This is a genomic window from Rhizobium alarense, from assembly GCF_021555155.1.
Lineage (GTDB): Bacteria > Pseudomonadota > Alphaproteobacteria > Rhizobiales > Rhizobiaceae > Rhizobium_D > Rhizobium_D alarense.
Map to the genome: position 1 here is coordinate 1 of NZ_JAKGBU010000077.1, position 25,194 is coordinate 25,194.

Below are 25,194 nucleotides of genomic sequence, written 5' to 3' on the forward strand. Positions count from 1 at the left end.
AGCCCTCTCGGACCGTCCGCGAAACTCCGCCGCCCACGTTTCTCTTTCTTCCATCTTCAATTGTCAAATAACTGACGGTCGAAAGTGACCGTCCCAGTCCCGCGAAGCGGCAAATCGATCGAACCGAAGTTCGATGCAAATCACCCTGCCCCTTTCGGAAACCTTAGAGCGAGTTCGTCGGCCGCCAGAAGCGCCGCCGCCCTCGTCGATGAGCGGGGTTCTAGAACCAGTCGTTTTCGAAGTCAACACCGCATCTCAAAAAAAATGAACTATGTTTCAATCCATTGATTTGAAACAAGAAATTTCGCCGCCCCTTGTCCTGCCCCGCCAGACGGCGTCAAAGGCAGCCAGTTTTCTTATCCAACCGGTAAAAATCACCGACTTGCGCCTGCGCGGCGAAACCGCGGCGGTTTCGCGCCGTTTCCCGCCGCCGGGCCGCTTCCGCACCGGCGCCGGAACGGCTATGGAGGAACCTCGAAAGAGAGGACCTCCCATGCTCGTACTCGACGCCGACCAGACCCGCGACGCCCTGCCCTTTCCCGCACTGATCGAGGCGCTTTCCGCCATGTTCGCCGGCGACTGCGTCATGCCGGTGCGCCATCACCACGCGGTCGCGGTGCCCGGCGAGGAGGAGGCGACGCTGCTGCTGATGCCGGCCTGGCAGCCGGGTGCCCATATCGGCGTCAAGCTCGTCACGGTCTTTCCCGGCAACCACCGCCGGGCGCTTCCGGCGATCTTCGGCAGCTATCTTCTCTCCTCCGGCAAGACCGGCGAACTGCTGGCGATCCTCGACGGCGGCGAGCTGACGGCGCGCCGCACGGCCGCCGCATCGGCGCTTGCCGCCCGCCACCTCGCGCGGCCCGACAGCCGGCGCATGCTGATGGTGGGGGCGGGACGGCTGTCGCTGAACCTGATCGCCGCCCACAGCGCCGTGCTGCCGATCGGCACGGTCGGGATCTGGGCGCGCGATGCCGCCAAGGCGGAGGCGACGGCCGCACAGGCCCGGGCGCAGGGCTTCGACGCCGTCGCGGCGCCCGATCTCGAGGCGGCGGCCCGCACCGCCGATCTCATCTCCTGCGCGACGCTCTCGGACAGGCCGCTGGTCCTTGGCGACTGGCTGAAGCCCGGCACGCATCTCGACCTCGTCGGCGCCTTCAAGGCGACGATGCGCGAGACGGACGACACGGCGGTGCTGCGCTCGAGCCTCTTTGCCGACACGCGGGCCGGCGTGCTCGGCGAGGGCGGCGACATCCTGCAGCCGCTGCGCGCCGGGCTGATCACCGCGGACGCGATCCGGGCGGAGCTCAGGGACCTGGTGACCGGCGCCCATCCCGGCCGGCGGTCCGCCGGGGAGATCACCCTCTTCAAGTCGGTCGGCGCGGCGCTCGAGGATCTCGCCGGGGCGATCCTCGCCTATCGCAGCCGGGCCGGCTGACACGGGCCGCTCACCGCATCGTGACGGCCGGCGCGGCGGCGGCGGATTGACCGCCGGTCGCCGGCCGCTAGTGTCGGGTGCCCGAAACCTTCCGGAGGAGACGATGACCGTGAGCAGCGCCGGCCTTTTCACCCGCATTGCGGCCATCGCCGGATGGCTTGCGCTTGCTCTTCCGGCGGGCGCCGCCGATCCCGCGGACTGGCCGGCCGTGCTCGCCGAAGCGCGCGGCGAGACGGTCTATTTCCACGCCTGGGGCGGTTCGGACGCCATCAACCGCTACATTTCCTGGGCCGGAGAAACCGTGTCGGAGCGCTACGGCGTCACGGTGAAACAGGTGAAGCTCGACGACACGGCGCGGGCGGTTGCCGCCGTCGTCGCCGAAAAGGCGGCCGGCCGCGATGCCGGCGGATCGGTCGACCTAATCTGGATCAACGGCGAAAACTTTGCCGCGCTGAAACAGCAGGGCCTGCTGCTTTCGCCCGGCTGGGCGGACAGGCTGCCCAACTGGCGCTATGTCGACCACGAGAACCAGCCGACGGTGCTCTCCGACTTCACCATCGCGACCGACGGGCTGGAGAGCCCCTGGGGCGGCGCGAAACTGGTGTTCTTCCACGACGCGGCACGCACCAAGGCCGCCGACATGCCGCGCTCGGCGGTGGACCTGCTCGCCTGGGCGGAGGCCAATCCGGGCCGCTTCTCCTATCCGGCACCGCCGGACTTCATCGGCTCCACCTTCCTCAAGCAGGTGCTGAGCGAGCTTGCCGCTGATCGCGAGAGGCTGCAGCGGCCGGTGGACGCGGCGACCTTCGCCGCCGACAGCGGGCCGCTCTTCGACTATCTCGACCGGCTGCATCCGCATCTCTGGCGCAGCGGCAAGGCCTTTCCGCAGAACTATCCGGACATGAAGCAGAAGCTTGCGGACGGCGAGCTCGACATCGTCTTCGCGTTCAATCCGGCCGAGGCTTCCGCGGCGATCGCCGGCGGCGAACTGCCGGACACAGTCCGCGCCTTCACCTTCGCGAAGGGCACGCTCGGCAACACCCATTTCGTCGCCATTCCCTACAACGCCAACGCGGCGGCGGGCGCGCTGGTGCTCGCCGATTTCCTGCTCTCGCCCGAGGCGCAGGCCCGCAAGCAGGATCCCGCCATTTGGGGCGACCCGACGGTGCTCGCGCTCGACAAGCTCGGCGCGGCGGACCGGCGCGCCTTCGAGGCGATCCCGCTCGGCGTGGCGACGCTCGGCCCCGAAGCGCTCGGCCCGGCGCTGCCCGAGCCGCATCCCGACTGGATGACGCATATCGAGGCCGAATGGACCCGGCGCTACGGGGCGGCGAACTGACGGCGGCGACCGTGCCGCGCCGTCTGCTGCCGGCGGCCGTCGCGGCGGTCTTTCTCGCTCCCGTCATCGCCGGGCTTGCCGGAACGATCCTGCCTGCCCTCGGCATCGCGCCGCCCGCGGGCGGCGGGGACGGGGCATCCGACGCCCTGCTGCGGCTCGCCGCGACGCCGGGCATCCTGCGGTCCGCCCTGCTGTCGCTGGCGACGGGACTTGTCGCGACAGCCCTGGCCCTCGCTGCGGTGGCGGCTTTCTTCGCGGCCTTCGCCGGAACGCCCGTGCTCGGCCGCATCCAGCATCTCGTCTCGCCGCTGCTCTCCGTGCCGCACGCGGCCGCGGCCTATGCGCTCGCCTTCCTGGTCGCGCCATCCGGCCTGCTGCTCCGCCTTGTCTCGCCGGCGCTTACGGGCTTCGAGCGGCCGCCGGACTGGCTGATCGTCAACGATCCGCTCGGTCTTGCGCTCGTCCTCGGGCTTGCGGCGAAGGAAATGCCCTTTCTCTTTCTGATGGCGCTTGCGACCCTGTCGCAGCTGCCGCTGCGCGCCGGGCGGAACCTCGCGGCGGGCTTCGGCTACGGCCGCATGGCGGGCTTCCTCGTCACGCTGTGGCCGGGGCTCTACCGGCGCATCCGCCTGCCGGTCTTCGCCGTGCTCGCCTATGCGACCTCGGTCGCCGACGTGGCGACCATCCTCGGACCGGACCTGCCGCCGACGCTTTCGGTGCGGATCACCGAATGGATGGCCGACCCGGACCTGTCGCTGCGGGGCCTCGCCTCGGCGGCGGCCCTGCTCCAGATCGGCGTGACGCTGGCAGCGATGGCCCTGTGGCTGTGCCTCGAACGGCTGGGTTCGGCGCTCCTCCGCCGGTCGGGCGAGGCAGGCCTGCGCTTTTCCGCCGACGGCCCCGCCCGCATCGTCGCCGCACTTGCCGTCAGCCTTCCGGCGATGGCAATCGGCCTCGGCATCGCGGGCCTCGGCCTGTGGTCCGTCGCGGGCCTCTGGCCCTTTCCCGATCTGCTGCCGGAAAGCCTGGCGCTCAAGATCTGGCTGCGCCAGGCGCCGGCACTTGCGGATCTGCTCGCAACGACACTGGCGATCGGCCTTGCCGCCGCGGCGCTGGGGCTCGCCGTTGCCGTGCTGCTTCTCGCCCTCCCGGGGTCGCGGCAGCGCGACGCGCCATCGATACGCTTTCTCTATCTCTCGCTGCTGGTGCCGCAGGTATCCTTCGTGTTCGGCCTGCATGTCTTCACGCTCGTCCTCGATCTCCGGCCGTCGATCGCGCTGATGGTCGCGGTCCACCTGGTCTTCGTGCTGCCCTACATGCTGCTGTCGCTCGCCGACCCCTGGCGGGCGCTCGACCCGCGCTACGAGCGGATTGCCGCGGGACTCGGCGTCGGCACCGTCAAAACGCTGTTCCTGATCCGCCTGCCGCTGCTGACGCGGCCGCTGCTGACGGCCTTCGCGGTGGGCTTCGCGGTCTCCGTCGGCCTCTACCTGCCGACGCTGATCGTCGGTGGCGGACGCTTTGCGACGATCACGACGGAGGCCGTCGCGCTGTCGGCCGGCGGCGACCGGCGCGTGATCGGCGTCTATGCGCTGGTCCAGGCGCTGCTGCCCTTTCTCGGCTTCGCGATTGCCTTTGCCGTGCCGCGCCTGCTATTCCGCGGCCGACGCAGGATGAGGATCTAGATGGCGGATGGAGGAACCGGGCCGGCGCTGCGGCTCGAAGGTGTCCGGATCGGGCTCGGCGCGCGCCCGCTCGTCGCGGTCGATGCCATCGTGCCGGCCGGCGACGTGCTGACGGTCATGGGCCCCTCCGGATCGGGCAAGTCGACGCTGCTCGCCTATATTGGCGGCTTTCTCGACCCCGCCTTCGAGGCCAGGGGACGGGTGACGGTCGGGGGTGCGGAGCTCACCGCCCTGCCGGCAAACGCGCGGCGGGCCGGCCTGCTCTTCCAGGAGGCGCTGCTCTTTCCGCATCTTTCCGTTGGCGGCAACCTGTTGATCGCCATTCCCGAGGCGATCCGCGGCCGGGCCCGGCGGCGGGCTGTCGCGGAGGCGGCGCTTGCCGCCGTCGGGCTCGACGGCTTCTTCGACCGCGATCCGGACACGCTGTCGGGCGGGCAGAAGGCGCGTGTCGCCCTGCAGCGCGCGCTTCTCGCCGAACCGCGGCTGCTGCTGCTCGACGAGCCTTTTTCCGGCCTCGACCAGGCGCTGCGCGGACAGATGCGCACGCTCGTCTTCGAACGGGCCCGCGCCGCCCGGCTTCCCGTCGTGCTCGTGACGCACGACCCGGCCGATGCGGACGCGGCCGGTGGCCGCGTCGTTCACGTCGGAGAGCCTGCATGACCGTGCCGCTGCTGCCGCTTCTTCCGGTTTCAGAGGTGCTCGACACGCTCGGCGCAGCACTTGCCGGCGGAACGCGCGCTGTGCTTTCCGCGCCGCCCGGCGCCGGCAAGACCACGATCGTGCCGCTGCACCTGCTCGCCGCACCCTGGCGCGGCGACGGACGGATCGTCCTGCTGGAGCCGCGCCGGCTCGCCGCACGCGCCGCTGCGGGCCGCATGGCGAGCCTTCTCGGCGAGGCGGTCGGCGAGACCGTCGGCTATCGCATGCGCCTCGACAGCCGCGTCTCGGCACGGACGCGGATCGAGGTCGTGACCGAGGGCGTCTTCGCCCGCATGGTGCTGGACGATCCCGAACTCGCCGGGGTTTCGGCCGTGCTGTTCGACGAGTTCCACGAGCGGTCGCTCGACGCCGATTTCGGCCTGGCGCTGGCGCTCGACGTGCAGTCGGCGCTGCGGGAAGACCTCCGGCTCGTCGTGATGTCGGCGACGCTCGACGTGGCGCGCATCGCCGCCCTGCTCGACGACGCGCCGGTCATCCTCAGCGAGGGACGCAGCCATCCGGTCGATATCCGCCATGTCGACCGCCCGGCGGGCGAACGCATCGAGGACACCGTCGCCCGCGCCGTCCGCGAGGCGCACCGCGCGGAGACCGGTTCGATCCTCGCCTTCCTGCCCGGCCAGGGCGAGATCCTGCGCACGGCCGAGCGGCTCGCCGGCCGCTTCGGCCCGGAGACCGACGTCATTCCGCTCTACGGCAACCTGACGCAGCGTCAGCAGGACGAGGCGATCCGGCCGGCCGCGGCCGGCCGGCGCAAGATCGTGCTCGCGACCTCGATCGCCGAGACCTCGATCACCATCGACGGCGTGCGCGTCGTCGTCGACAGCGGTCTGCAGCGCCTTCCCGTCTTCGAGACGTCGACCGGCATCACGCGGCTCGAAACCGTGCGCGTATCGCGCGCCTCGGCCGACCAGCGCGCCGGTCGTGCCGGACGGACGGAACCGGGTCTGGCGATCCGCCTCTGGCATGCCGGCCAGACGGCCGCCATGCCGGCCTTCACGCCGCCGCAGATGCTGGCAAGCGACCTTTCCGGCTTCGTGCTCGATCTCGCCCATTGGGGCGTTGCCGATCCTTCGGCGCTGAAATTCCTCGACCAGCCGCCGGCTGCGACGATCGAGGAGGCCCGCGCGCTGCTCCGGCTGCTTGGCGCGCTCGACGGGGACGGCAGCCTGACGCCCAGCGGTGCGGAGATCCGCGCGCTCGCCCTGCCGCCGCGGCTGGCCGCCATGGTTATCGGCGCGCGGGCCGAGCGTGCGGCGCTTCCGGCCGCCGAACTCGCGGTGCTCCTGACCGAACAGGGCCTCGGCGGGCCGGCGATCGATCTCGACGACCGGCTGCGCCGCTTTCGTTCCGAGCGCGGCGAACGGGCGGATGCCGCCCACCGGCTCGCCCGCCGGCTCGCGGGACAGGACGCCGGCACGGCATCGCCTGACGCCGGCAGCCTGCTGCTGGCAGCCTTTCCCGACCGCCTTGCGCTCCGGCGCGGCGGACGGGGCCGTTTCGTCATGGCGAACGGCCGTGGCGCGGAGATGGAGGAGACCGAGCGGCTGGCCGACGCCGAGATGATCGTCGTCGCGGACCTGACTGGTCAGGCGGCCCGCCAGCGCATCCTCGCCGCGGCCGAAATTCCGCGCGCGATCGCCGAAGGCATCATGGCGGAAAGGATCGTGCGGGAAGACCAGACGCTGTTCGACCGGACGAGCCGGCAGGTGCGCGCCCGGCGCGTCACCCGGCTCGGCGCGCTGATCCTCGAGGAAAGCCCGCTGCCGCGGCCCTCCGGCGCAGCGGCAGCGGCCGCCCTGGCCGACGGCGTACGCCAGCTCGGCCTCGACGCCCTTCCCTTCTCGAAGGAGGCGCTGCAGCTGCGTGACCGCATCGGCTTCCTCCACCGGTCGATCGGCGATCCCTGGCCGGACATGACGGACGAGGCGCTTGCCGCCGCGCTCGACCGCTGGTTCGTGCCCTTCCAGCAGGAGGCGCGCAGCCTGGACGACATCCGGCCGTCAAGCCTTGCCGACGGGCTGATGGCGCTCGTGCCCTACGAGTTGCAGCGCGACCTCGGCCGGCTGGCACCGACCCATTTCCAGGCGCCGACCGGCCAGCGCCACCCGATCCGTTACGACGGCAGCGAGCCGGTGCTGGCGATCCGGGTGCAGGAACTGTTCGGACTGAAGGAACATCCGAGCGTCGCGGGCGGGCGGCTGCCGCTGCTTCTCGAACTGCTGTCGCCCGCACACCGTGCCATCCAGACGACGCGCGACCTCCCCGGCTTCTGGGGGGGCTCCTGGCGCGACGTGCGCGCCGACATGCGGGGCCGCTATCCGAGACATCCCTGGCCGGAGGATCCTGCCGCGGCCGCGCCGACGACACGAGCGAAGCCCCGTGCTACATGAGCCGCCAGCGAGGGCGGAAACGGAGACGGCCATGGCCAGCCACCACGACATCGGCGAGATCGGCGCCAGCCGCCGGCTCCGGCTGGAAACCCTGATCCGGCTGCGCTGGCTCGCCGTCGCCGGCCAGGCGATCACCGTCATCGTCATCGCCTTCTGGCTGGAGTTCCCGCTGCCGCTCGTGCCGGCCGGCGTGCTGATCGCGCTCTTGGCGGCGGTCAATTTCTTCCTTGCCGTGCGCTATCCGCCGGCCCACCGGCTCTCGTCCGAAGCGGCCCTGGCGCTGCTCGCCTTCGATCTCGCACAGCTTCTCGCCCTCCTCTTCATCACCGGCGGGCTCGCCAATCCCTTCGCGCCGCTCGTCTGCGTGCCGGTCATCATCTCCTCCTCGTCGCAGCCGATCCGCCACAGCCTGGCGCTCGGCATCCTGGCGATCGCCGGCATCACGGCGCTCGCCTTTTCACCCTTTCCGCTGCCCTGGTTTCCGGGCACCGTGCTCGTCGTGCCGCCGATCCTCACCGCCGGCTTCTGGTTCGCGATCGCCTCGACCACGGCCTTCGCCGCCTTCTATTCCTACCGCGTCTCGTTGGAGGCGACAGAGCTCTCCGAGGCGCTCGCCGCCACCGAGCTCGTGCTGCAAAGGGAGAAGCACCTGTCGCAGCTCGACGGTCTGGCCGCCGCCGCCGCGCACGAACTCGGCACGCCGCTCGCCACGATCAGCGTCGTCGCGAAGGAAATGGAACGCGAACTCGGCAACGACGAGCGTTTCGGCGAGGACGTGCATCTCCTGCGCAGCCAGAGCGAGCGCTGCCGCGACATCCTGCGCCGGCTGACGACGCTGTCGGCCGCGGACGAGGCGCATATGCGTCTCCTGCCGCTCTCCTCGCTGCTGGAGGAGGTGATGGCGCCCCACCGGGAATTCGGCATCCGCCTGACGCTGGTCGAAAAGGGGGATCGGGCGAAGGAACCAGTCGGCAACCGCAATGCCGGCATCATCTACGGCCTCGGCAACCTGCTTGAAAACGCCGTCGACCATGCGCGCGAGGAGGTCACCGTAGCGGCGGACCACACCGCCGACCGGGTGACGCTCGTCATCGAGGACGACGGCGAGGGTTATGCCGCCGACATCCTGCAGCGCATCGGCGAACCCTATGTGACGAAGCGGCAGCGCGACGAGCGGGCCGGCGGCCTCGGTCTCGGGCTCTTCATCGCCAAAACGCTGCTCGAGCGTTCCGGGGCGCGGCTCACCTTCGCCAACCGGTCCGGCGACCGGCCGGGCGCGCGGGTGACGGTCGAATGGCCGCGGTCCCGCATGGAGGCGCGGAGCGCAAAATGACTTTACCCGCCGTCATGAACCGGTCATAAGCAGGTGGCGCAAGAATGATCGGAAAACGACGCGGAAACAGGCATTATGACAGAGAATTTCGATGAAGCAGACGCCGCGGGCGAGGATTTCATCGGGCCGGACAAGTCGCTTCTCATCGTCGACGACGACGGGCCGTTCCTGAGGCGGCTCGCCCGGGCGATGGAAATCCGCGGTTTCGCCGTGGAAACCGCCGAATCCGTCGCGGAAGGCATGGCCAAGGCAAAGACCACGCCCCCGAAATATGCGGTCGTGGACCTGCGGCTCGGCGACGGCAGCGGCCTCGACGTGATTGCCGCGATCCGCCAGCGCCGGGACGACACGCGCATCATCATGCTGACCGGCTACGGCAATATCGCAACCGCGGTCAACGCGGTGAAGCTCGGGGCCGTCGACTATCTGGCGAAGCCCGCCGACGCCGACGACATCTTCGCGGCGCTGACCCAGAGGCCGGGCGAAAAGGCGGAGCTCCCGGAAAACCCGATGTCGGCCGACCGCGTGCGCTGGGAGCATATCCAGCGGGTCTATGAAATGTGCGAGCGCAACGTCTCGGAGACGGCACGGCGCCTCAACATGCACCGCCGCACGCTGCAGCGCATCCTCGCCAAGCGGGCGCCGAAATAGCCTTCGGGCTTTCGCTCAGCCCATCTCGCCGTCGGCGGCTCCGGATACGATCGCTTCGATCTCCGGCGGCCCGTCGCGCCGGTCCGTCGAGAATTCGGCCAGCAGCAGCCGGCCGGCGGCCACACGGGCGAAGGCGAAGGTGACCGACTTGCGCGTCGGCGCCGGCAGGCGATGCTCCGGTGCCTCGCGCAGGATATGCGCGCCGTAGCCGTCCGACAGGATGAGTCCGCACTCCTCCGGAAAGATGTCGAGCGGCACATCCTTGTGGGTCGCGAAGAACAGCCGGTCGCAATGGCGCCGGTAGTCGGGCCACTTGCGGTCGACGCGGAAATCCTCGATCGAGGTCTTGATCTCGACGATCCAGATCTCGCCCTTCTCCGACAGCGTGATCAGGTCGGCCCGCCGGCCGCTCGCAAGCGTCAGCTCCGGCAGCACCGCATGGCGCATCTCGGACAGCAGCATCTGCACGCCGCGCCGGACCATCATGGCGCGCGCGGACTGGCGCCCGTCGATCAGCGGATTGTCGTTGTGCAGCGAAACGATCGTCATGATTCGGCTCCGACGCGGCAGCCCGGCGGCCGGGTGATTCGGTGTTTTCCCAAGCCTAGCGTCCTCCGCCCGCCTGCCAAAGCGGCCAGATCCGGCCGCGCGGCCCAGAAATGTTGCAAAAAAACCATCGCCCGCCTTTTTGCTTTTGCGGGACGCACGCGTACCGCCGCCGACCTTGCAATGCAGCGGCTTATCGAAAATAAACCTTGGATATCGAACGTCTTGCTCCGCAAGCGTTTCAATCCCAAGAACGAGAATCCGATGCGCCTTCGCAATGCCCTCCTTTTGTGCGGCCTCGCAGCCACGCTTGCCGTCGCAGGCTGCTCCACGACGCCCGTGACCGGCGAAACGGTCGCAACCAACGCGATCTTCACGTCCGAATACGGCTCGGTCCAGGACAGCGGCTACACGCTGCCGGCCATCCCGATCGCCCGCGTGAAAGAGAAGTATCACCGCCAAATCGTCGATTATAAGACGGACGAGAAGCCGGGTACGATCGTCGTCAACACGCCGAGCCGCTTCCTCTATTTCGTGCTGCCGCGCGGCAAGGCCGTGCGCTACGGCATCGGTGTCGGCAAGCAGGGCTTTGCCTGGGAGGGCGAGGCCTATATCGCCTGGAAGCAGGAATGGCCGATGTGGCATCCGCCGGAGGAGATGGCCGCCCGCAAGCCGGAAATCGCGAAATACGTGAAGGAAGGCATGGGGCCGGGACTGAGCAACCCGCTCGGCGCCCGCGCGCTCTATCTCTTCAACGAGAAGGGCCAGGACACGCTGTTCCGCCTGCACGGCACGCCGGAATGGAACTCAATCGGCACGGCCGCCTCCTCCGGCTGCATCCGGCTGATGAACCAGGATATCGTCGACCTCTACAAGCGCGTCCGTCCCGGCAGGAACGCCCGCGTCATCGTCCAGCAGTAAGCCGGCGCGACCGAACAAAAAAGCCGCCGCGGCTCTCGCCCGGCGGCTTTTTCATGAGCGGGCGCAGGCCATCAGGCCGCCTGCTTCGCCTTGAGCTCGAGGCGGCGGCGGTGCAGCACCGGCTCGGTGTAGCCGTTCGGCTGCTCGCGGCCCTTGAGCACGAGGTCGAGCGCCGCCTGGAAGGCGATCGAACCGTCGAAGTCCGGCGCCATCGCACGGTAGTGCGGATCGCCCGCGTTCTGCCCGTCGACCACCGCCGCCATGCGCTTCATGGTGTCGATGACCTGCGCCTCGGTGACGACGGAGTGGTGCAGCCAGTTCGCCATGTGCTGGGCGGAGATGCGCAACGTCGCGCGGTCCTCCATCAGGCCGATGTTGTTGATGTCCGGCACCTTGGAGCAGCCGACGCCCTGGTCGACCCAGCGCACCACGTAGCCGAGGATGCCCTGGGCGTTGTTGTCGAGCTCGCGCTGGATCTCCTCCGGGGTCCAGTTGGGGCGCACCGCGACCGGAACGGAGAGGATATCGGAAAGCTTCGCCCGCGCCCGGCTTCGGAGGCTTGCCTGGACCGCCGCGACGTCGACCCTGTGGTAATGCGTCGCGTGCAACGTGGCGGCCGTCGGCGACGGCACCCAGGCAGTATTGGCGCCGGCCTTCGGATGGGCGATCTTCTGTTCCAGCATCGCCGCCATCAGGTCGGGCATCGCCCACATGCCCTTGCCGATCTGCGCGTGGCCGGAAAGCCCGCAGGCAAGGCCGATGTCGACGTTCCAGTTTTCGTAGGCGGAAATCCAGGCGGCCTGCTTCATGTCGCCCTTGCGAATCATCGGGCCCGCTTCCATCGAGGTGTGAATCTCGTCGCCGGTGCGGTCGAGGAAGCCGGTATTGATGAAGACGACCCGTTCCCTGGCGGCGCGGATGCATTCCTTGAGGTTCACCGTCGTGCGGCGCTCCTCGTCCATGATGCCCATCTTGATCGTGTTCGGCGCCATGCCGAGCGCCGCCTCGACGCGGGAAAAGATGGCGCAGGCGAAGGCGACTTCCTCCGGCCCGTGCATCTTCGGCTTGACGACATACATGGAACCGGCGCGCGAATTCATCCGCCGGCCGTTCGGGCCGATGTCGTGCAGGGCGATCAGCGCCGTCACCATGGCGTCCATGATGCCTTCCGGCACGTCGTGGCCGGCGCGGTCGCGGATCGCCGGGTTGGTCATCAGGTGGCCGACATTGCGCACCAGCATCAACGAGCGGCAGACGACCGGAACGGTGGAGCCGTCCGGCGCGGTGTAGTCGAGGTCCGGGTTGAGCCGGCGGGTGAAGGTGTTGCCGCCCTTCCGGACCTCCTCCGACAGGTCGCCCTTCATGAGGCCGAGCCAGTTGCGGTACACGACGACCTTGTCCTCGGCATCGACGGCGGCGACCGAATCCTCGCAGTCCATGATGGTGGTCAGCGCGGCTTCCAGCCGGACATCGGAAATATGCGCCGGATCGGCCTTGCCGGTCGCTGTCGTGGCGTCGACGAGAATCTCGACATGCAGCCCGTTGTTGCGCAGCAGGATCTGGCCGGGTGCCGCGGCATCTCCGAGATAGCCGGTGAACCGCGAAGGCTCGGCGAGGCCGGTTTTCGTGCCGTTCGCCAGCGTGACCGCGAGCGCACCCGCCTCGACGGCGAAGCCGGCCACCTCATTCCAGCGCGCGCCGGAAAGCGGTACGCTGTCGTCGAGGAAGGCCCGCGCCCAGGCGATGACCTTGGCACCGCGGACCGGATTGTAGCCGTTGCCCTTCTCCGCGCCGTCGGTTTCCGGGATCGCGTCGGTGCCGTAGAGCGCATCATAGAGCGAGCCCCAGCGCGCATTGGCGGCATTCAGCGCGTAGCGGGCATTCATGACCGGTACGACCAGCTGCGGGCCGGCGACGGCGGCGATCTCCGGATCGACATTGTCGGTCGAGACGGCGAAATCGCCGCCTTCCGGCAGGATATAGCCGATCTCCCGGAGAAAATCCTCATAGGCGCCGAGATCCAGCGGCGCGCCGTGGCGGCGGTACCAGGCGTCGACCTTCTCCTGCAGCATGTCGCGCTTAGCGAGCAACGCCCGGTTTTCGGGCGCCAGCGCATGCACGATGTCCGAGAAGGCGGAGAAGAAGCGGTCTTCGGCGACACCGGTGCCGGGCAGCGCCTCGTTCACGATGAAATCGACGAGGGAAGGGTCGATGCTCAGGCCGTGCTTGTCGATATGGCTCATGGCGTACTCCGTAGGCGCGCATTTCACGGGCGGGATGCTGCCACTATCCCGCGCATTCATTCATAGTCAATTCGGCAATGGTTCAAAGAATTTGTTCCAAATCGGAAATAATCGTATTCTATACATCGTGCGCTATGCGCGGCCGCCCGCTGGCGGTCGCGGTGAAGCGGGCTTCCACCAGCTTCCGGCTCCCTTCGATCTCCGGCGCATCGACGTCCTCGCCGAGCGCCACCATCGGTTCGTCCGCGCCGCTCGCGCGGGCAGCATGCAGCGCGGCCTCGACCGCCCGTTCACGTGCCAGCGAGAAGGCCGCGGACTCGTCGAGAAGCCGTACGCTGTCGCCCGCTCCGTTGACGATGAAGATGCCGTCCTCCGGCATGGTGACGAACACCGTCACCGCCGAGCGCACCTGGCCGACCACCGCGCCCACCGCATTCGCCACGTCCGCATCGTAGGGGATCGACGGCCGCGCGCCGATCATCTCGGCGATCGCCGGGTAATAGACCGGTGCCGACGCGCCGAGCCCGACCAGCGGCCGGTCGAGCGCGACCTCGAAGCGCACGATGCCCGGCTTGCGGATCAGCGCGCGGTCGACGGCGACGGAGGTGACGGGATCGACGCCGGCCACGCCGTCGTCCGCAAGGCACGCCGCGAGGATCACGTCGGAAGACTGCCGCGTCAGGCGGTCGACGATCAGCGTCGCGAGGTCCTCCGGCGACCCGGCGACCGGGCGGCCGGAACCGTCCTTCAGGCGCGTCGCGAGCTGCAGTCCGAGACGCGCCGCCGCGCCGTCCCACTGGCCCTGGCCGCCCAAAACATGCATCGCGTCGGATGGCGTGATGCCGGCGATATGGACGAGACCGCGGGCGACGAGCCGGTCGAGCGTCGCCTTCTGCAGCGTCGTCGCAAGCAGCGTGTCGAGCGGCTCCGGTGCATCGCCGAGCCGGTCGAAGAGCGCCTGTTCCTGCGGCTGCAACCCGCTTGCCAACTGGTCCGGAATGCCGGTGCGGATCGCAAAACGCCCGTCGTGCCGGCCGGGATGCGGCGCCCGCAACTGGCGTTCCAGCACCGGAACGACCGCCCCGGGATGCTGCTCCGACAACAGGCTGAGCGGCAGGAAACGGCGGGGGCCGAGCTCTATCTTCGCCCTCAGCCCGCGGTCGTCGATGCGGACCTCCGAATCGCCGCCGAGCCCGTAGGTGCGCATGGCGACGGCCTCGACCATGGTGCGGTAGCCGCCGACGACGGCACCCTCCGCGTCGAGCTTCGGCCTCCCGCGGTCGAGAACCGCGACGTCCGTCGTCGTGCCGCCGATGTCGGAGACGACGGCATCGTCGAGCCCGGTCAGGTGCCGCGCGCCGACGAGGCTTGCCGCAGGGCCGGAGAGGATCGTCTCGATCGGCCTCAGCCGCGCCTCGGCGGCCGAGATCAGCGCACCGTCGCCACGCACCACCATCATCGGCACGTCGAGCCCGATGCGTTTCAGATAGTCCTCGCAGGCGCCGATCAGCCGATCGATCATCGAGACGAGCCGGGCGTTGAGCAGCGTCGTCAGTGCCCGGCGCGGCCCCCCGAGCCTGGAGGACAGTTCGTGGCTGCAGGTCACCGGCAGGTGCGACACGTCGCGGATGCGCTCACGCACGCGGCGCTCGTGATCCGGGTTGCGCACGGCGAAATAGCCCGCGACGGCGAAGGAGGAGACCGACCGGGCGAGGTCCGGAAGCGCCGCGTCCAGCGCCGTCATGTCGAGCGCCGTCTCGGTGCCGTGCACGTTGTGGCCGCCGGGCAGGAAGAGCACGGGGTCGCTGCCGAGCGCATCGGCAAGACCGTCGCGCTTCAGGTCGTCCGGGCCGAAGCCGATCATCACGAGCCCGGCGCGCCCGCCTTGTCCTTCGACCAGCGCATTGGTGGCGAGCGTCGTGGAGAGGGAAACGAGGCTGATCGCCTGGACCGGCACCCGTGCCTTTTCCAGGACCGCTTCGACGGCGCGGGAGATGCCGACCGAAAGATCGTGGCGTGTCGTCAGCGCCTTGGCCTTGGCGACGACGCCCGCCGTTTCGCTGAAAAGCACGGCGTCCGTATAGGTGCCGCCGGTGTCGATGCCGAGTAACAAGGGGTCTGCCACGGGTGCTGTTCCGAACATGGGTCGCGCCGAAGCGCTTTGCATCTGGTCAAAGTCGACCGCCGATGGTGTTATTGCATCTCGACGGAGAACACCACGCCCGGAAACGACATCGCCGGCGACAGCATGGAGAGGAAAACCGGAATGCGGCTCATGAAGAACCTGGCATACGCCGCCCTCGGCGCGGCGCTCGTCTTTTCCCTGCCTGCCCGGGCGCAGGAGGACGAGGAGGAATACAAGCCGGAGATCCCCGACGTCTCGATCTACAAGGCGATGCTCGACGCCAACAAGCCGACGGGCTGGATCCAGTTCCGCAACTACGACGACCGGCAGCTCGTCTATTTCACCGCGCTGCAGACCATGCATTGCCGGCTCTCGGCGATCCGCTACTCGATCAACGACGATTCGCTCGACAGGAGCCTGCCGCTCGCCAAGTGCGACCCGCAGTTGCCCTTCAATCTGCCGTCCGACGACACCGCCGACTATATCTACATCTCGCTGAAGAAGAACGAGGCGGAGACGATCGCCGTGCAGGCGGTCTGGGACGACGGCAGCGGCAGCGAGATCGTCATCTACAAGCCATGCGAGAACGTCGGTGAGGCGACCTGCGCAGCGATCAAGACCATCAAGAAGTCGAAGAAGCGGGTGGACGAGCCGTCACCCTCATCGGCAGTCCGTTAGAAGGCTGCGTCGTCAGCCTTTGCACGGGCCAGGGTGCCGTCTCGCCGGTCACATCGAAACGGTAGCGCTGCATCAGGACGGCAAGCGCGATGACGGCCTCCTGCATGGCGAAGGTGGCGCCGATGCAGATGCGCGGGCCGGCGCCGAACGGCAGGAACTGGAAGCGGTGGATGCGGTCGCGGTTCTCCGGCAGGAAACGCTCGGGCATGAAGGCGCGCGGCTTCTCCCAGTAGAGCTGGTGGCGGTGCAGCGTCCAGGGCATGATGAGGATCGTCACGTCCTTCGGGATCTCCACCGTCTCGCCGGCCTCGTTCGTCCAGCTGTCGTCCGCGATCGCCGCGCGGTTGATCGAAGGCGCCGGCGGGTAGAGGCGCAGCGCCTCCTCGAAGGCGGCGCGCGTATGGGGCATGCGGTCGAGCCATTCGACCGGATCGGCGCCGGTCGCGAGCACGGCGTCGATCTCCGCCTCCATCGCGTCGCGGATATGCGGGCTGCCGGCGACACAATAGAGCGTCCAGGCGAGCGCCCGCGCCGTCGTCTCGTGGCCGGCGCCGATGAAGGTCAGGATATTGTCCTCGACCTCCTCCATCGTCAGCCCGTCCGGCCCCATCTGCTTCAGGAGCAGCGTCAGGAAGTCACCCGGCGCCGCGTCCGCGCCGTCCTTCATGCGCGACAGCCGGAGTTCCATGGTGTCCCGCACGATGCGCCGGAATTTCTCCATGACCTTGCGCCCGCCGAAGCGCGTCAGCCGCGGCACCCAGGGCGGCGCCCGCAGCAGGTCCATCGGATCGACCCGGCCCATGCGGTGCAGCAGTTCGTCGACATCGTCGGCGAAATGGCCGGACGACGAGACGATCTCGCCGGAGAACAGTGTGTCGGAGAGAATCGCGAAGGCGAGTTCCGTCATGTCGTTGCCGATGTCGAAGACCTGGCCGTCCGCGCCATCGTATTTGCCGGCATAGCGTTGCGACTGGGCCAGCATCTGGCGGGCGAAACCTCTGGCGTGGCGCGGCGTGAAGATCGGCGCGACCGCCTTGCGCGAGCGCTTCCACACCGCGCCTTCCGCCGTCAGCAGGCCGTCGCGCAGGATCGGCCGCAGCACGAGCTGGCGCACCACCGCCATCTTGTAATTGGCGGCATTGTCGACAAGCACATGCTTGATGAGGCCGGGGTCGTTGACGATCAGCGTCCTCTCGCCGAAGAAGCTCGTCATGATCCAGGGCAGCGTGTAGGAGGGCTCGCCCCAGAGCTCCAGCGGATTGCGGAAGACCGTACGGATGATCTCGAGCTTCGACGGCGGCACGGTGCGCGGCACCGGCGCCGGCGGTTCGAACGGTTCGGGACGCATGTCCATGCCCTGCCCTCCTCTAACTTCCGCCCCGCACGCGCACCGGCGGCAGGATCGGTCGCAATCGGGGCGGAAGTTAGAGCAGGCCTTGCAGTTCCGCCAGCTTGTCGTTGATGAGCCAGCCGTAATAGTTTTCTTCCGGCCAGGTCGCCTCGCCGGCCGCCCGCCGCGCAGCGAAGGCCGCGGCACGCGCATCGGGACTGCCGACATTGTAGAGCGTCGCGGTGAGGCCGGGGTTCTTCGAGATGTCGACGCCCGCAATCTTGCGGTAGGCGTCGATCGACCGCTTGATCGAGGCGGCCATGTAGGCGAGCGAAATATCCGGATCCATGATCGCCTTGTAGACGGCGGCCGCGTCGGATTCCTCCAGCCGCGGATAGCCGGAGACGCGGGCGACGTCGTCGGTCAGCGTCAGCGCCGTCAGCGGGTTGATCTGGCCGAGACCGAAGGTCTGGCCGGCATAGAAGGGCTGGAAGAAGACGACGCTGAAGCGATTGCGCGGAAAACTCCTGCCGCCGACCGTCCTGCCGGCAAAGGAGGCGTTCCAGACGGCCTCGCGGCAGGTCCACAGCGCGTAGGCGCCGTTCTTGCCCGCGCATTTGTCGAATTGCGGGCGGGCGACGAATTCGGCGATCGTTTCGCCGTCATAAGCGAAGCGGAAACTGTCGCCGGCATAGGCGGCTGCCTTCACGTAGTAGCTCTGCAGCCGGTCGTAGGCGTCGACATTGTAGGTGTGCTCGCCGACGATGGCGCCCACCATGTGGATCGGGTCGATGCCGTAGCGGCCGGCGATGCTCCTGATCTTGCCCGTGAGCTCGTGGTCGGTCGCCAGAAGATCGCGGACTTTCTCGTATTTCGCATCGAAGGACGTCTTGCCAGCCTTGGTGCGGCGGACCGATGCGCCGGGAACGTTCGGCTGCTCGGCATTCCGGTTGCCAGCCGGCACCACGTCGAGCGCGGCTGCCGGCAGCGCGGCCCCGGCGAGCAGGGCGGTCGCAAGGGCCAGGGCGGTGAAAAGAGTGCGCAAGATCCGGTATCCCGTCGGTTGATCGGTTTCGACGCTCGGCGTGCCGACGCCATGCAAAACAATCGTGTCGGAATGATGCCGGGCGCCGCCAAATCCGAGCAGCCACTCCCTAATGCGCCGGTGGAGCACTGTCGAGGGCGGGGACCATCAAATTTGCGGGACCGGCGCCGCGAAAACGGCGCCGATTTTGCAGGAATCAGAGGATGTAGCGGGAGAGATCCGCGTTGGCCGCAAGCTCACCCACATGCTTGCGCACATAGTCCGCGTCGATTGTCAGTGCGCCGCCCGCCTTGTCCGGCGCCTCGAAGGAAATCTCGTCGAGCACGCGCTCCATCACCGTCTGCAGCCGCCGCGCGCCGATGTTCTCGACGCTGGCATTGAGCTGGACGGCGACGTCGGCGAGCGCATCGATCGCGTCCTCGGTGAAGTCGAGCATAAAGGCCTCGGTCTCCATCAGCGCCTTGTACTGGCGGATCAGGCTCGCCTCGGTCTCCGTCAGGATGCGGCGGAAGTCCTCCTTCGTCAGGGCGCGCAGCTCGACGCGGATCGGCAGGCGGCCCTGAAGCTCCGGCAGCAGGTCGGAGGGTTTCGCCACATGGAAAGCACCCGAGGCGATGAAGAGGACGTGGTCCGTCTTCACCGGGCCGTATTTCGTGGCGACGGTCGTGCCCTCGACGAGCGGCAGCAGGTCGCGCTGCACGCCCTCGCGCGACACGCCGGCCCCCATGCCGCCGTCGCGGGCCGCGATCTTGTCGATCTCGTCGAGGAAGACGATGCCGTCGTTCTCGACGGAGCGCACGGCCTCGCGGGCGATCTGCTCGTTGTCGAGAAGCTTGTCGGATTCGTCGTCGATCAAGAGCTTGTAGGAAGCCTTGACGGTCGTCCTGACCTTCTTGGTGCGCCCGCCCATCGCCTTGCCGAACATTTCCGACAGGTTCAGGACACCGATATTGGCGCCCGGCATGCCTGGAATCTCGAAGCCCGGCATGCCGCCGCCGGCATCGGCGACATCGATCTCGATCTCCTTGTCGTCGAGCTCGTTGGCGCGCAGCTTCTTGCGGAAACTGTCGCGGGTTGCCGGTGAGGCCGTGGCGCCAACCAGCGCGTCGAGCACGCGCTCCTCGGCATTGGCATGCGCCTTCGCCGTCACCTCGGAGCGCTTCTTCTCGCGCACGAGGCCGATGCCCACCTCGACGAGGTCGCGCACGATCTGCTCGACGTCGCGGCCGACATAGCCGACCTCGGTGAACTTGGTCGCCTCGACCTTGACGAAGGGCGCACCGGCGAGCTTCGCCAGGCGGCGGGAGATCTCGGTCTTGCCAACGCCGGTCGGGCCGATCATCAGGATGTTCTTCGGCATGACCTCGTCGCGCAGGTCGTCCGAGAGCTGCTGGCGGCGCCAGCGGTTCCTGAGCGCGATCGCCACGGCACGCTTGGCGTCCTTCTGGCCGATGATGTAGCGGTCGAGCTCGGAAACGATCTCGCGGGGGGAAAAGTTGCTCATGATATCTCGTTCGCTTTCGGATCGTGTTGCATGATCAGCACGCCGCCACCGGTGCGGCCCATCAGGGCCGGCATGGCCCGGAAGCCGGCTTTTTCGTAAGCCCGGACGGCCCTTGTGTTGGCGGGATCAGGGTCGATGACAATGGTCTCGTGGCCTTCGCGGCGGAGTCTGGCGACGAAGGCCGCAAGCGCTGCGGACCCGAGGCCGACCGACAGTTTCGACGCGTCGCCGATCGACAGGTCGACGCCGACTGTTCCGGACGGCAGTTCCCGAAGCCAGGGGGTGTCCTTCGTCCAGTCCTCGTTCTGGTGATGGCCGATGAACCAGGCCTGGATATAGCCGACGGGCGCGCCGTCGAGCAGGATCAGATAGGGACGCGTCGTGTCGCGGCCCTCCACCATGTCGCGGATGAAGCCGAGTTCCTCCTCCGGGTCGCCCCACCAGGCGCAGATGTGCGGCTCTTCAAGCCACCTCGAAAGAAGCGGATAGTCCGCCGCCGCCACCGGACGGAAGCCGATCCGGACGAGATCAATCGGCATCCAGCGTCTCGATGACGAAATTGTGGTTGGTATAGACGCAGATGTCGCCGGCGATCTGCATGGCGCGTCGCGCAATTTCCTCGGCCGACCGGTCACTGTCCATCAGGGCCCGCGCCGCGGCATAGGCGTAGTTGCCGCCCGAGCCGATGGCGATCGTGCCGTGTTCCGGCTCCAGCACGTCGCCATTGCCGGTGATCGCGAGCGTGATCGACCTGTCGGCGACGAGCATCATCGCTTCCAGATTGCGCAGGTACTTGTTCGTCCGCCAGTCCTTGGCAAGCTCGACGGCCGCGCGCATCAGCTGGTCGGGATACTGTTCGAGCTTGGCTTCCAGCCGTTCGAGCAGCGTGAAGGCGTCGGCCGTCGCGCCCGCGAAGCCGGCAATCACCTCGCCCTTGCCGAGCCGGCGGACCTTGCGCGCGTTGCCCTTCATCACCGTCTGGCCAAGGCTCACCTGACCGTCGCCCGCCATCACCACCTTGCCGTCCTTGCGCACGGTGATGATGGTCGTGGCATGCATCGTTCCATAAGGATTGTGTTCGCTCATCCTGCACCTGTTGGCCCGCGATCCGCGGGCAGTCGCCGTCCCGGGCGGACGGTCTCGTCGAGCCCTATGTAAGCGGCCTTCCGGCAAATGCAAACGAAGGAAGGTGCTGCCCGGCGGGCCGGCCGGCCGGGGCCGCGCGGGGGTTCCTGCAGCGGCGGGGGCGGAAAACGCCGTGACGCGACCGCGGAGATGCGCCGGCGGCTTGCCGCTTGCCAAAATATGCCTTGCATTTTCCATGACATGAGCGGCTATGATCCCCGATCAACATGCGGGGAGACGACAATGGCCAAGGGTCAGGTTCGAGGCAACAAGGAAGTGCGCAAACCGAAGAAGGACAAGGGCGCCGCCAAGGCCGCTCCCGCAACGCTCGGTTCGCAGGTCAAGAACAGCGAAAGCACGCTGAAGAAGAAGTGACGGCGGCGGAAGAGGCTCGGGCGCATCGCCTACTCGACCCGCCTCCGCTTTGCTCGACGAACCTCTCCCCCGAGGGGAGAGGAAGATCGCAAACGTCGCGCCATACCTCTTCTCCCCGCCGGGGAGAAGGTGCCGGCAGGCGGATGAGGGGGTGGCCAGGCGCGATACACAAGCCCTTCAGCGCACCCGTCTTCCCCATTGTCCCGGACCCTCAACCTCGCGCGGGCTGTCTTCTCTTCCGCCGTTGAATGGTTCCGAACCCGCTGCAAGGCGCGCGGGAGGACTTGCCATGCGCAAAGGACCGATGCGCTGGCAATTTGCCAAGAGCCCTGTTATGGAGCGCCGACAGCAGTCCGGAGACAGCGCATGAGCCGCACAGCCAGCATTTCCCGCAAGACGAACGAGACCGACGTTTCCGTCGCCGTCGACATCGACGGCACGGGCGCGTCGGCGATTTCGACGGGCGTCGGCTTCTTCGATCATATGCTGGACCAGCTGTCGCGCCATTCGCTGATCGACATGCAGATCTCGAGCAAGGGCGACCTGCATGTCGACGACCATCACACGGTGGAGGACACCGGCATCGCGATCGGCCAGGCGATTTCCAAGGCCCTCGGCGACCGGCGCGGCATCACGCGCTACGCCTCGCTCGACCTCGCGATGGACGAGACGATGACGCGCGCCGCCATCGACGTGTCCGGCCGGCCCTTTCTCGTCTGGAACGTCGTCTTCTCCTCGCCGAAGATCGGCACCTTCGATACCGAGCTGGTGCGCGAGTTCTTCCAGGCGCTCGCCCAGCATGCCGGCATCACGCTGCATATCCAGAACATCTACGGCGCCAACAACCATCATATCGCGGAGACCTGCTTCAAGGCCGTTGCCCGCGTGCTGCGTTCGGCGACAGAGATCGATCCCCGCCAGGCGGGCCGCGTCCCCTCGACCAAGGGCTCGCTGGCCTGACGGCGCCATCAGGAGGCCAGCCATGGCCACATTCCTCGTTTTGACCCCTCCCGGCGGCGGGCCGCAGGATGAAGAGGCCCGCTTCCTGCGCGACGGCTTTTCCTGGCTCGCCCTGTTCTTTCCGGTCGTCTGGCTGCTCTGGCACCGGGCTTGGCTTGCGGCCCTGCTTGCCTTCGCGCTGCAGGCGATCGGCTCAACACTTGCCGCCGACCCGGTCTTCTGGCCGGCCGGGCTTGCCGTCTCGCTCGGCACCGCCCTCCTCGTCGCACTCGAGGGTCCGACGGCGGTCGTCGCGGCGCTTCGGCGCCGGGGCTGGACGCTCGACCGGGCCATCCTGGCCGAGGACCGCGATACGGCCGAGGAAATCTACTATCTGAATATGACCGACGAACCGGCGCAGGCGCGACCGCTTCCCGTCCTGCCGGCCTCCGGTTCCTCGGGTCGCGCGCACCAGCCGATGATGGGCCTCGTCGGTTTCGGGGAAGGACGCTGAGCATGCGGGTCGCCATCATCGACTACGGATCGGGCAATCTCCGCTCCGCCACCAAAGCCTTCGAGCGCGCCGTGCGCGAGGCCGGCATCGACGCCGAGATCGACCTGACGGACCGCGCCGAGCGCGTCGCGACGGCCGACCGCGTCGTGCTGCCGGGCGTCGGCGCCTATGCCGACTGCCGCCGCGGCCTCGACGCCGTCGACGGCATGGTCGAGGCGCTGACGGAAGCGGTCGAGACGAAGGGCCGGCCCTTCTTCGGCATCTGCGTCGGCATGCAGCTCATGTCGTCGCGCGGGCTGGAAAAGACCGTGACGGAAGGGCTCGGATGGATCCCCGGCGACGTGGTGCTGATGACGCCCGACGATCCCGACCTCAAGATCCCGCAGATGGGCTGGAACACGCTGGACCTCGCGCGGCCGCACCCGCTTTTCGAGGGCATTCCGACCGGGCCCGATGGCCTGCACGCCTATTTCGTGCATTCCTACCACCTTGCCGCGGAGAACCCGGACGACGTGATCGCGACCGCCGGCTATGGCGGCCCGGTCACCGCCTTCGTCGCGCGCGACAACAAAGCCGGCGCGCAGTTCCACCCGGAAAAGAGCCAGGCGCTCGGCCTCGCCCTCATCACCAACTTCCTGCGCTGGAAGCCTTGAGAACGGAAATCCGATGATCCTCTTTCCCGCCATCGACCTGAAGGACGGCCAGTGCGTGCGCCTCAAGCTCGGCGACATGGAGCAGGCGACCGTCTACAATCCCGACCCGGCCGCCCAGGCGAAGGCCTTCGAGGACCAGGGCTTCGAGTGGCTGCATGTGGTCGACCTCAACGGCGCCTTTGCCGGCGAGACGGTCAACGGCGCGGCGGTCGATGCGATCCTCGGGGCGACGAAGAACCCGGTGCAGCTCGGCGGCGGCATCCGCACGCTCGCCCATATCGAAACCTGGCTGTCACGCGGCCTCGCCCGCGTCATCCTCGGCACCGTCGCAGTGCGCGACCCGGCGCTCGTCATCGAGGCCTGCCGGAAATTTCCCGGCAAGGTCGCCGTCGGCATCGACGCCAAGGGCGGCAGGGTGGCCGTCGAGGGCTGGGCGGAAGCCTCGGAACTCGGCGTGATCGAGCTTGCCCGGAAATTCGAGGGCGCCGGCGTCGCCGCCATCATCTATACCGACATCGACCGCGACGGCATCCTCGCCGGCATCAACTGGGAATCGACGCTGGCGCTTGCCGACGCCGTCGCGATCCCTGTCATTGCCTCCGGTGGCCTCGCCTCGATGGCCGACATCCACCGGCTCGTCGCCCCCGATGCCCGCAAACTCGAAGGTGCGATTTCGGGCCGGGCGCTCTATGATGGCCGGATCGATCCGACAGAAGCGCTGGCGGTGATCCGCGAAGCGCGAGGAGTATCGGCATGACCCTTAGGGCCCGCGTCATTCCCTGCCTGGATGTCAAGGACGACCCGCGACGCCCGCAGCCGCCTCGCGGCGCGGACGCGCAAATCAGCAAGAAGGAGGCCGTCCTTTGACCCTTAAGGCCCGTGTCATTCCCTGTCTCGACGTCAAGGACGGCCGTGTCGTCAAGGGCGTCAGCTTCGTCGACCTCGTGGATGCCGGCGATCCGGTGGAATCCGCCAAGGCCTATGACGCGGCCGGCGCCGACGAGTTGTGCTTCCTCGACATCACGGCGTCGGCCGACAACCGCGACACGATCTTCGACGTGGTGGCGCGCACGGCCGAGCATTGCTTCATGCCGCTGACCGTCGGCGGCGGCGTGCGCACCGTCGCCGACATCCGCAAGCTGCTGCTCGCCGGCGCCGACAAGGTGTCGATCAACTCCGCCGCCGTCGCCAATCCCGATTTCGTGGCCGAGGCGGCCGACAAGTTCGGCAACCAGTGCATCGTCGTCTCGATCGACAGCAAGAAGGTGTCGACAGAGGGCGAGGCGGACCGCTGGGAAATCTTCACCCATGGCGGCCGAAAGCCGACCGGCATCGACGCCGTCGCCTTTGCGGAGAAGATGGTCGAACGTGGTGCCGGCGAACTGCTGCTCACCTCGATGGACCGCGACGGCCAGAAGGGCGGCTATGACATCGCGCTGACGCGCACCATCGCCGATCGTGTGCCGGTGCCGGTCATCGCGTCCGGCGGCGTCGGCAATCTCGATCACCTGGTCGAGGGCATCCGCGACGGGCACGCGACGGCAGTGCTCGCCGCCTCGATCTTCCATTTCGGCACGCACACGATCGGCGAGGCCAAGCGCTACATGGCCGAGCGCGGCATCGCCATGCGGCTCGACTGAACG

General features: G+C 68.2%; 23 protein-coding genes. 15 read left to right on the plus strand and 8 right to left on the minus strand.

Annotation, left to right across the window (positions count from 1 at the left end; translation table 11 throughout):
- The first annotated feature begins 493 nt into the window (after window positions 1-493).
- The 7 genes from lhpI (at window position 494) to LXM94_RS20310 (ending at window position 9,553) form a co-directional block, all read left to right on the plus strand.
- On the plus strand, window positions 494-1,435 hold the full coding sequence (gene lhpI / locus LXM94_RS20280; RefSeq protein ID WP_235773280.1) for a bifunctional Delta(1)-pyrroline-2-carboxylate/Delta(1)-piperideine-2-carboxylate reductase: 942 nt from the start codon (window positions 494-496) through the stop codon (window positions 1,433-1,435).
- 103 nt (window positions 1,436-1,538) lie between these two features.
- Window positions 1,539-2,774: an ABC transporter substrate-binding protein gene (locus tag LXM94_RS20285; RefSeq protein WP_235773281.1), complete on the plus strand. Its 1,236-nt coding sequence runs from the start codon at window positions 1,539-1,541 to the stop codon at window positions 2,772-2,774.
- The gene (locus tag LXM94_RS20290) at window positions 2,744-4,459 is read left to right on the plus strand and encodes an ABC transporter permease (RefSeq protein WP_235773282.1); all 1,716 of its coding nucleotides are present in this window, start codon (window positions 2,744-2,746) and stop codon (window positions 4,457-4,459) included. Before LXM94_RS20285 ends, LXM94_RS20290 begins: the two co-directional genes overlap by 31 nt.
- Window positions 4,460-5,119 (plus strand): ATP-binding cassette domain-containing protein, encoded by a 660-nt coding sequence (locus LXM94_RS20295; protein WP_235773283.1) that lies wholly within the window; start codon window positions 4,460-4,462, stop codon window positions 5,117-5,119.
- Window positions 5,116-7,569: an ATP-dependent helicase HrpB gene (gene hrpB, locus LXM94_RS20300; RefSeq protein ID WP_235773284.1), complete on the plus strand. Its 2,454-nt coding sequence runs from the start codon at window positions 5,116-5,118 to the stop codon at window positions 7,567-7,569. The genes LXM94_RS20295 and hrpB overlap by 4 nt, the downstream gene beginning before the upstream one ends.
- Before the next feature lie 31 nt (window positions 7,570-7,600).
- Complete coding sequence (locus LXM94_RS20305) at window positions 7,601-8,902, plus strand: ActS/PrrB/RegB family redox-sensitive histidine kinase (protein WP_235773285.1); 1,302 nt, start codon at window positions 7,601-7,603, stop codon at window positions 8,900-8,902.
- 75 nt (window positions 8,903-8,977) lie between these two features.
- Window positions 8,978-9,553 (plus strand): ActR/PrrA/RegA family redox response regulator transcription factor, encoded by a 576-nt coding sequence (locus LXM94_RS20310; protein ID WP_235773286.1) that lies wholly within the window; start codon window positions 8,978-8,980, stop codon window positions 9,551-9,553.
- A 15-nt stretch (window positions 9,554-9,568) separates the two neighbouring features.
- On the opposite strand, the gene LXM94_RS20315 is transcribed toward LXM94_RS20310, so the two are convergent.
- On the minus strand, window positions 9,569-10,102 hold the full coding sequence (locus LXM94_RS20315; protein ID WP_235773287.1) for an MmcB family DNA repair protein: 534 nt from the start codon (window positions 10,100-10,102) through the stop codon (window positions 9,569-9,571).
- A 261-nt stretch (window positions 10,103-10,363) separates the two neighbouring features.
- On the opposite strand from LXM94_RS20315, the gene LXM94_RS20320 reads away from it, so the two are divergent.
- The gene (locus tag LXM94_RS20320; RefSeq protein ID WP_235773288.1) at window positions 10,364-11,020 is read left to right on the plus strand and encodes a L,D-transpeptidase; all 657 of its coding nucleotides are present in this window, start codon (window positions 10,364-10,366) and stop codon (window positions 11,018-11,020) included.
- Window positions 11,021-11,091: 71 nt separating this feature from the next.
- Here the strand turns inward: LXM94_RS20320 and LXM94_RS20325 are convergent, their stop codons facing one another.
- Both LXM94_RS20325 and LXM94_RS20330 read right to left on the minus strand, forming a co-directional pair.
- Window positions 11,092-13,263: a malate synthase G gene (locus LXM94_RS20325; protein WP_235773289.1), complete on the minus strand. Its 2,172-nt coding sequence runs from the start codon at window positions 13,261-13,263 to the stop codon at window positions 11,092-11,094.
- A 118-nt stretch (window positions 13,264-13,381) separates the two neighbouring features.
- Window positions 13,382-15,388 (minus strand): hydantoinase/oxoprolinase family protein, encoded by a 2,007-nt coding sequence (locus LXM94_RS20330; RefSeq protein WP_235773290.1) that lies wholly within the window; start codon window positions 15,386-15,388, stop codon window positions 13,382-13,384.
- A gap of 150 nt (window positions 15,389-15,538) precedes the next feature.
- Between LXM94_RS20330 and LXM94_RS20335 the strand changes: the two genes are divergently transcribed.
- Complete coding sequence (locus LXM94_RS20335) at window positions 15,539-16,066, plus strand: hypothetical protein (protein ID WP_235773291.1); 528 nt, start codon at window positions 15,539-15,541, stop codon at window positions 16,064-16,066.
- Here the strand turns inward: LXM94_RS20335 and LXM94_RS20340 are convergent.
- The 5 genes from LXM94_RS20340 to hslV all read right to left on the minus strand — a co-directional run bounded on the left by LXM94_RS20340 (window position 16,011) and on the right by hslV (window position 21,031).
- Window positions 16,011-17,420, minus strand: coding sequence for a cytochrome P450 (locus tag LXM94_RS20340; RefSeq protein WP_235773292.1), 1,410 nt, complete (start codon window positions 17,418-17,420; stop codon window positions 16,011-16,013). The genes LXM94_RS20335 and LXM94_RS20340 overlap by 56 nt on opposite strands.
- A 70-nt stretch (window positions 17,421-17,490) precedes the next feature.
- The gene (locus tag LXM94_RS20345) at window positions 17,491-18,441 is read right to left on the minus strand and encodes a DUF1402 family protein (RefSeq protein ID WP_235773293.1); all 951 of its coding nucleotides are present in this window, start codon (window positions 18,439-18,441) and stop codon (window positions 17,491-17,493) included.
- A gap of 196 nt (window positions 18,442-18,637) precedes the next feature.
- Window positions 18,638-19,945, minus strand: coding sequence for an ATP-dependent protease ATPase subunit HslU (gene hslU / locus LXM94_RS20350; protein WP_235773294.1), 1,308 nt, complete (start codon window positions 19,943-19,945; stop codon window positions 18,638-18,640).
- Window positions 19,942-20,484, minus strand: a complete 543-nt coding sequence (locus LXM94_RS20355; protein ID WP_235773295.1) for a GNAT family N-acetyltransferase — start codon at window positions 20,482-20,484, stop codon at window positions 19,942-19,944. Before LXM94_RS20355 ends, hslU begins: the two co-directional genes overlap by 4 nt.
- Complete coding sequence (hslV, locus tag LXM94_RS20360) at window positions 20,474-21,031, minus strand: ATP-dependent protease subunit HslV (RefSeq protein ID WP_235773296.1); 558 nt, start codon at window positions 21,029-21,031, stop codon at window positions 20,474-20,476. The genes LXM94_RS20355 and hslV overlap by 11 nt, the downstream gene beginning before the upstream one ends.
- A 282-nt stretch (window positions 21,032-21,313) precedes the next feature.
- On the opposite strand from hslV, the gene LXM94_RS26090 reads away from it, so the two are divergent.
- The 6 genes from LXM94_RS26090 (at window position 21,314) to hisF (ending at window position 25,191) form a co-directional block, all read left to right on the plus strand.
- Window positions 21,314-21,445: a hypothetical protein gene (locus tag LXM94_RS26090; protein ID WP_268965199.1), complete on the plus strand. Its 132-nt coding sequence runs from the start codon at window positions 21,314-21,316 to the stop codon at window positions 21,443-21,445.
- Between the two features lie 366 nt (window positions 21,446-21,811).
- Window positions 21,812-22,405, plus strand: a complete 594-nt coding sequence (hisB, locus tag LXM94_RS20365) for an imidazoleglycerol-phosphate dehydratase HisB (protein ID WP_235773297.1) — start codon at window positions 21,812-21,814, stop codon at window positions 22,403-22,405.
- A gap of 22 nt (window positions 22,406-22,427) precedes the next feature.
- The gene (locus LXM94_RS20370; RefSeq protein WP_235773298.1) at window positions 22,428-22,898 is read left to right on the plus strand and encodes a DUF2628 domain-containing protein; all 471 of its coding nucleotides are present in this window, start codon (window positions 22,428-22,430) and stop codon (window positions 22,896-22,898) included.
- 2 nt (window positions 22,899-22,900) lie between these two features.
- Entirely contained in the window at window positions 22,901-23,551 is a 651-nt protein-coding gene (gene hisH, locus LXM94_RS20375) for an imidazole glycerol phosphate synthase subunit HisH (protein WP_235773299.1), read from the plus strand.
- A 13-nt stretch (window positions 23,552-23,564) separates the two neighbouring features.
- A complete protein-coding gene (gene hisA / locus LXM94_RS20380) occupies window positions 23,565-24,308 on the plus strand; it encodes a 1-(5-phosphoribosyl)-5-[(5-phosphoribosylamino)methylideneamino]imidazole-4-carboxamide isomerase (RefSeq protein ID WP_235773300.1) in 744 nt (247 codons plus the stop codon).
- Between the two features lie 106 nt (window positions 24,309-24,414).
- The gene (gene hisF / locus LXM94_RS20385; RefSeq protein WP_235773301.1) at window positions 24,415-25,191 is read left to right on the plus strand and encodes an imidazole glycerol phosphate synthase subunit HisF; all 777 of its coding nucleotides are present in this window, start codon (window positions 24,415-24,417) and stop codon (window positions 25,189-25,191) included.
- Window positions 25,192-25,194: the final 3 nt, after the last annotated feature.

Coding starts and splice junctions, on each gene's coding strand:
- lhpI (WP_235773280.1), top strand. CDS start 494: ATGCTCGTACTCGACGCCGACCAGACCCGCGACGCCCTGCCCTTTCCC.
- LXM94_RS20285 (WP_235773281.1), top strand. CDS start 1,539: ATGACCGTGAGCAGCGCCGGCCTTTTCACCCGCATTGCGGCCATCGCC.
- LXM94_RS20290 (WP_235773282.1), top strand. CDS start 2,744: ATGGACCCGGCGCTACGGGGCGGCGAACTGACGGCGGCGACCGTGCCG.
- LXM94_RS20295 (WP_235773283.1), top strand. CDS start 4,460: ATGGCGGATGGAGGAACCGGGCCGGCGCTGCGGCTCGAAGGTGTCCGG.
- hrpB (WP_235773284.1), top strand. CDS start 5,116: ATGACCGTGCCGCTGCTGCCGCTTCTTCCGGTTTCAGAGGTGCTCGAC.
- LXM94_RS20305 (WP_235773285.1), top strand. CDS start 7,601: ATGGCCAGCCACCACGACATCGGCGAGATCGGCGCCAGCCGCCGGCTC.
- LXM94_RS20310 (WP_235773286.1), top strand. CDS start 8,978: ATGACAGAGAATTTCGATGAAGCAGACGCCGCGGGCGAGGATTTCATC.
- LXM94_RS20315 (WP_235773287.1), bottom strand. CDS start 10,102: ATGACGATCGTTTCGCTGCACAACGACAATCCGCTGATCGACGGGCGC.
- LXM94_RS20320 (WP_235773288.1), top strand. CDS start 10,364: ATGCGCCTTCGCAATGCCCTCCTTTTGTGCGGCCTCGCAGCCACGCTT.
- LXM94_RS20325 (WP_235773289.1), bottom strand. CDS start 13,263: ATGAGCCATATCGACAAGCACGGCCTGAGCATCGACCCTTCCCTCGTC.
- LXM94_RS20335 (WP_235773291.1), top strand. CDS start 15,539: ATGAAGAACCTGGCATACGCCGCCCTCGGCGCGGCGCTCGTCTTTTCC.
- LXM94_RS20340 (WP_235773292.1), bottom strand. CDS start 17,420: ATGGACATGCGTCCCGAACCGTTCGAACCGCCGGCGCCGGTGCCGCGC.
- hslU (WP_235773294.1), bottom strand. CDS start 19,945: ATGAGCAACTTTTCCCCCCGCGAGATCGTTTCCGAGCTCGACCGCTAC.
- LXM94_RS20355 (WP_235773295.1), bottom strand. CDS start 20,484: ATGCCGATTGATCTCGTCCGGATCGGCTTCCGTCCGGTGGCGGCGGCG.
- hslV (WP_235773296.1), bottom strand. CDS start 21,031: ATGAGCGAACACAATCCTTATGGAACGATGCATGCCACGACCATCATC.
- LXM94_RS26090 (WP_268965199.1), top strand. CDS start 21,314: ATGGCCAAGGGTCAGGTTCGAGGCAACAAGGAAGTGCGCAAACCGAAG.
- hisB (WP_235773297.1), top strand. CDS start 21,812: ATGAGCCGCACAGCCAGCATTTCCCGCAAGACGAACGAGACCGACGTT.
- LXM94_RS20370 (WP_235773298.1), top strand. CDS start 22,428: ATGGCCACATTCCTCGTTTTGACCCCTCCCGGCGGCGGGCCGCAGGAT.
- hisH (WP_235773299.1), top strand. CDS start 22,901: ATGCGGGTCGCCATCATCGACTACGGATCGGGCAATCTCCGCTCCGCC.
- hisA (WP_235773300.1), top strand. CDS start 23,565: ATGATCCTCTTTCCCGCCATCGACCTGAAGGACGGCCAGTGCGTGCGC.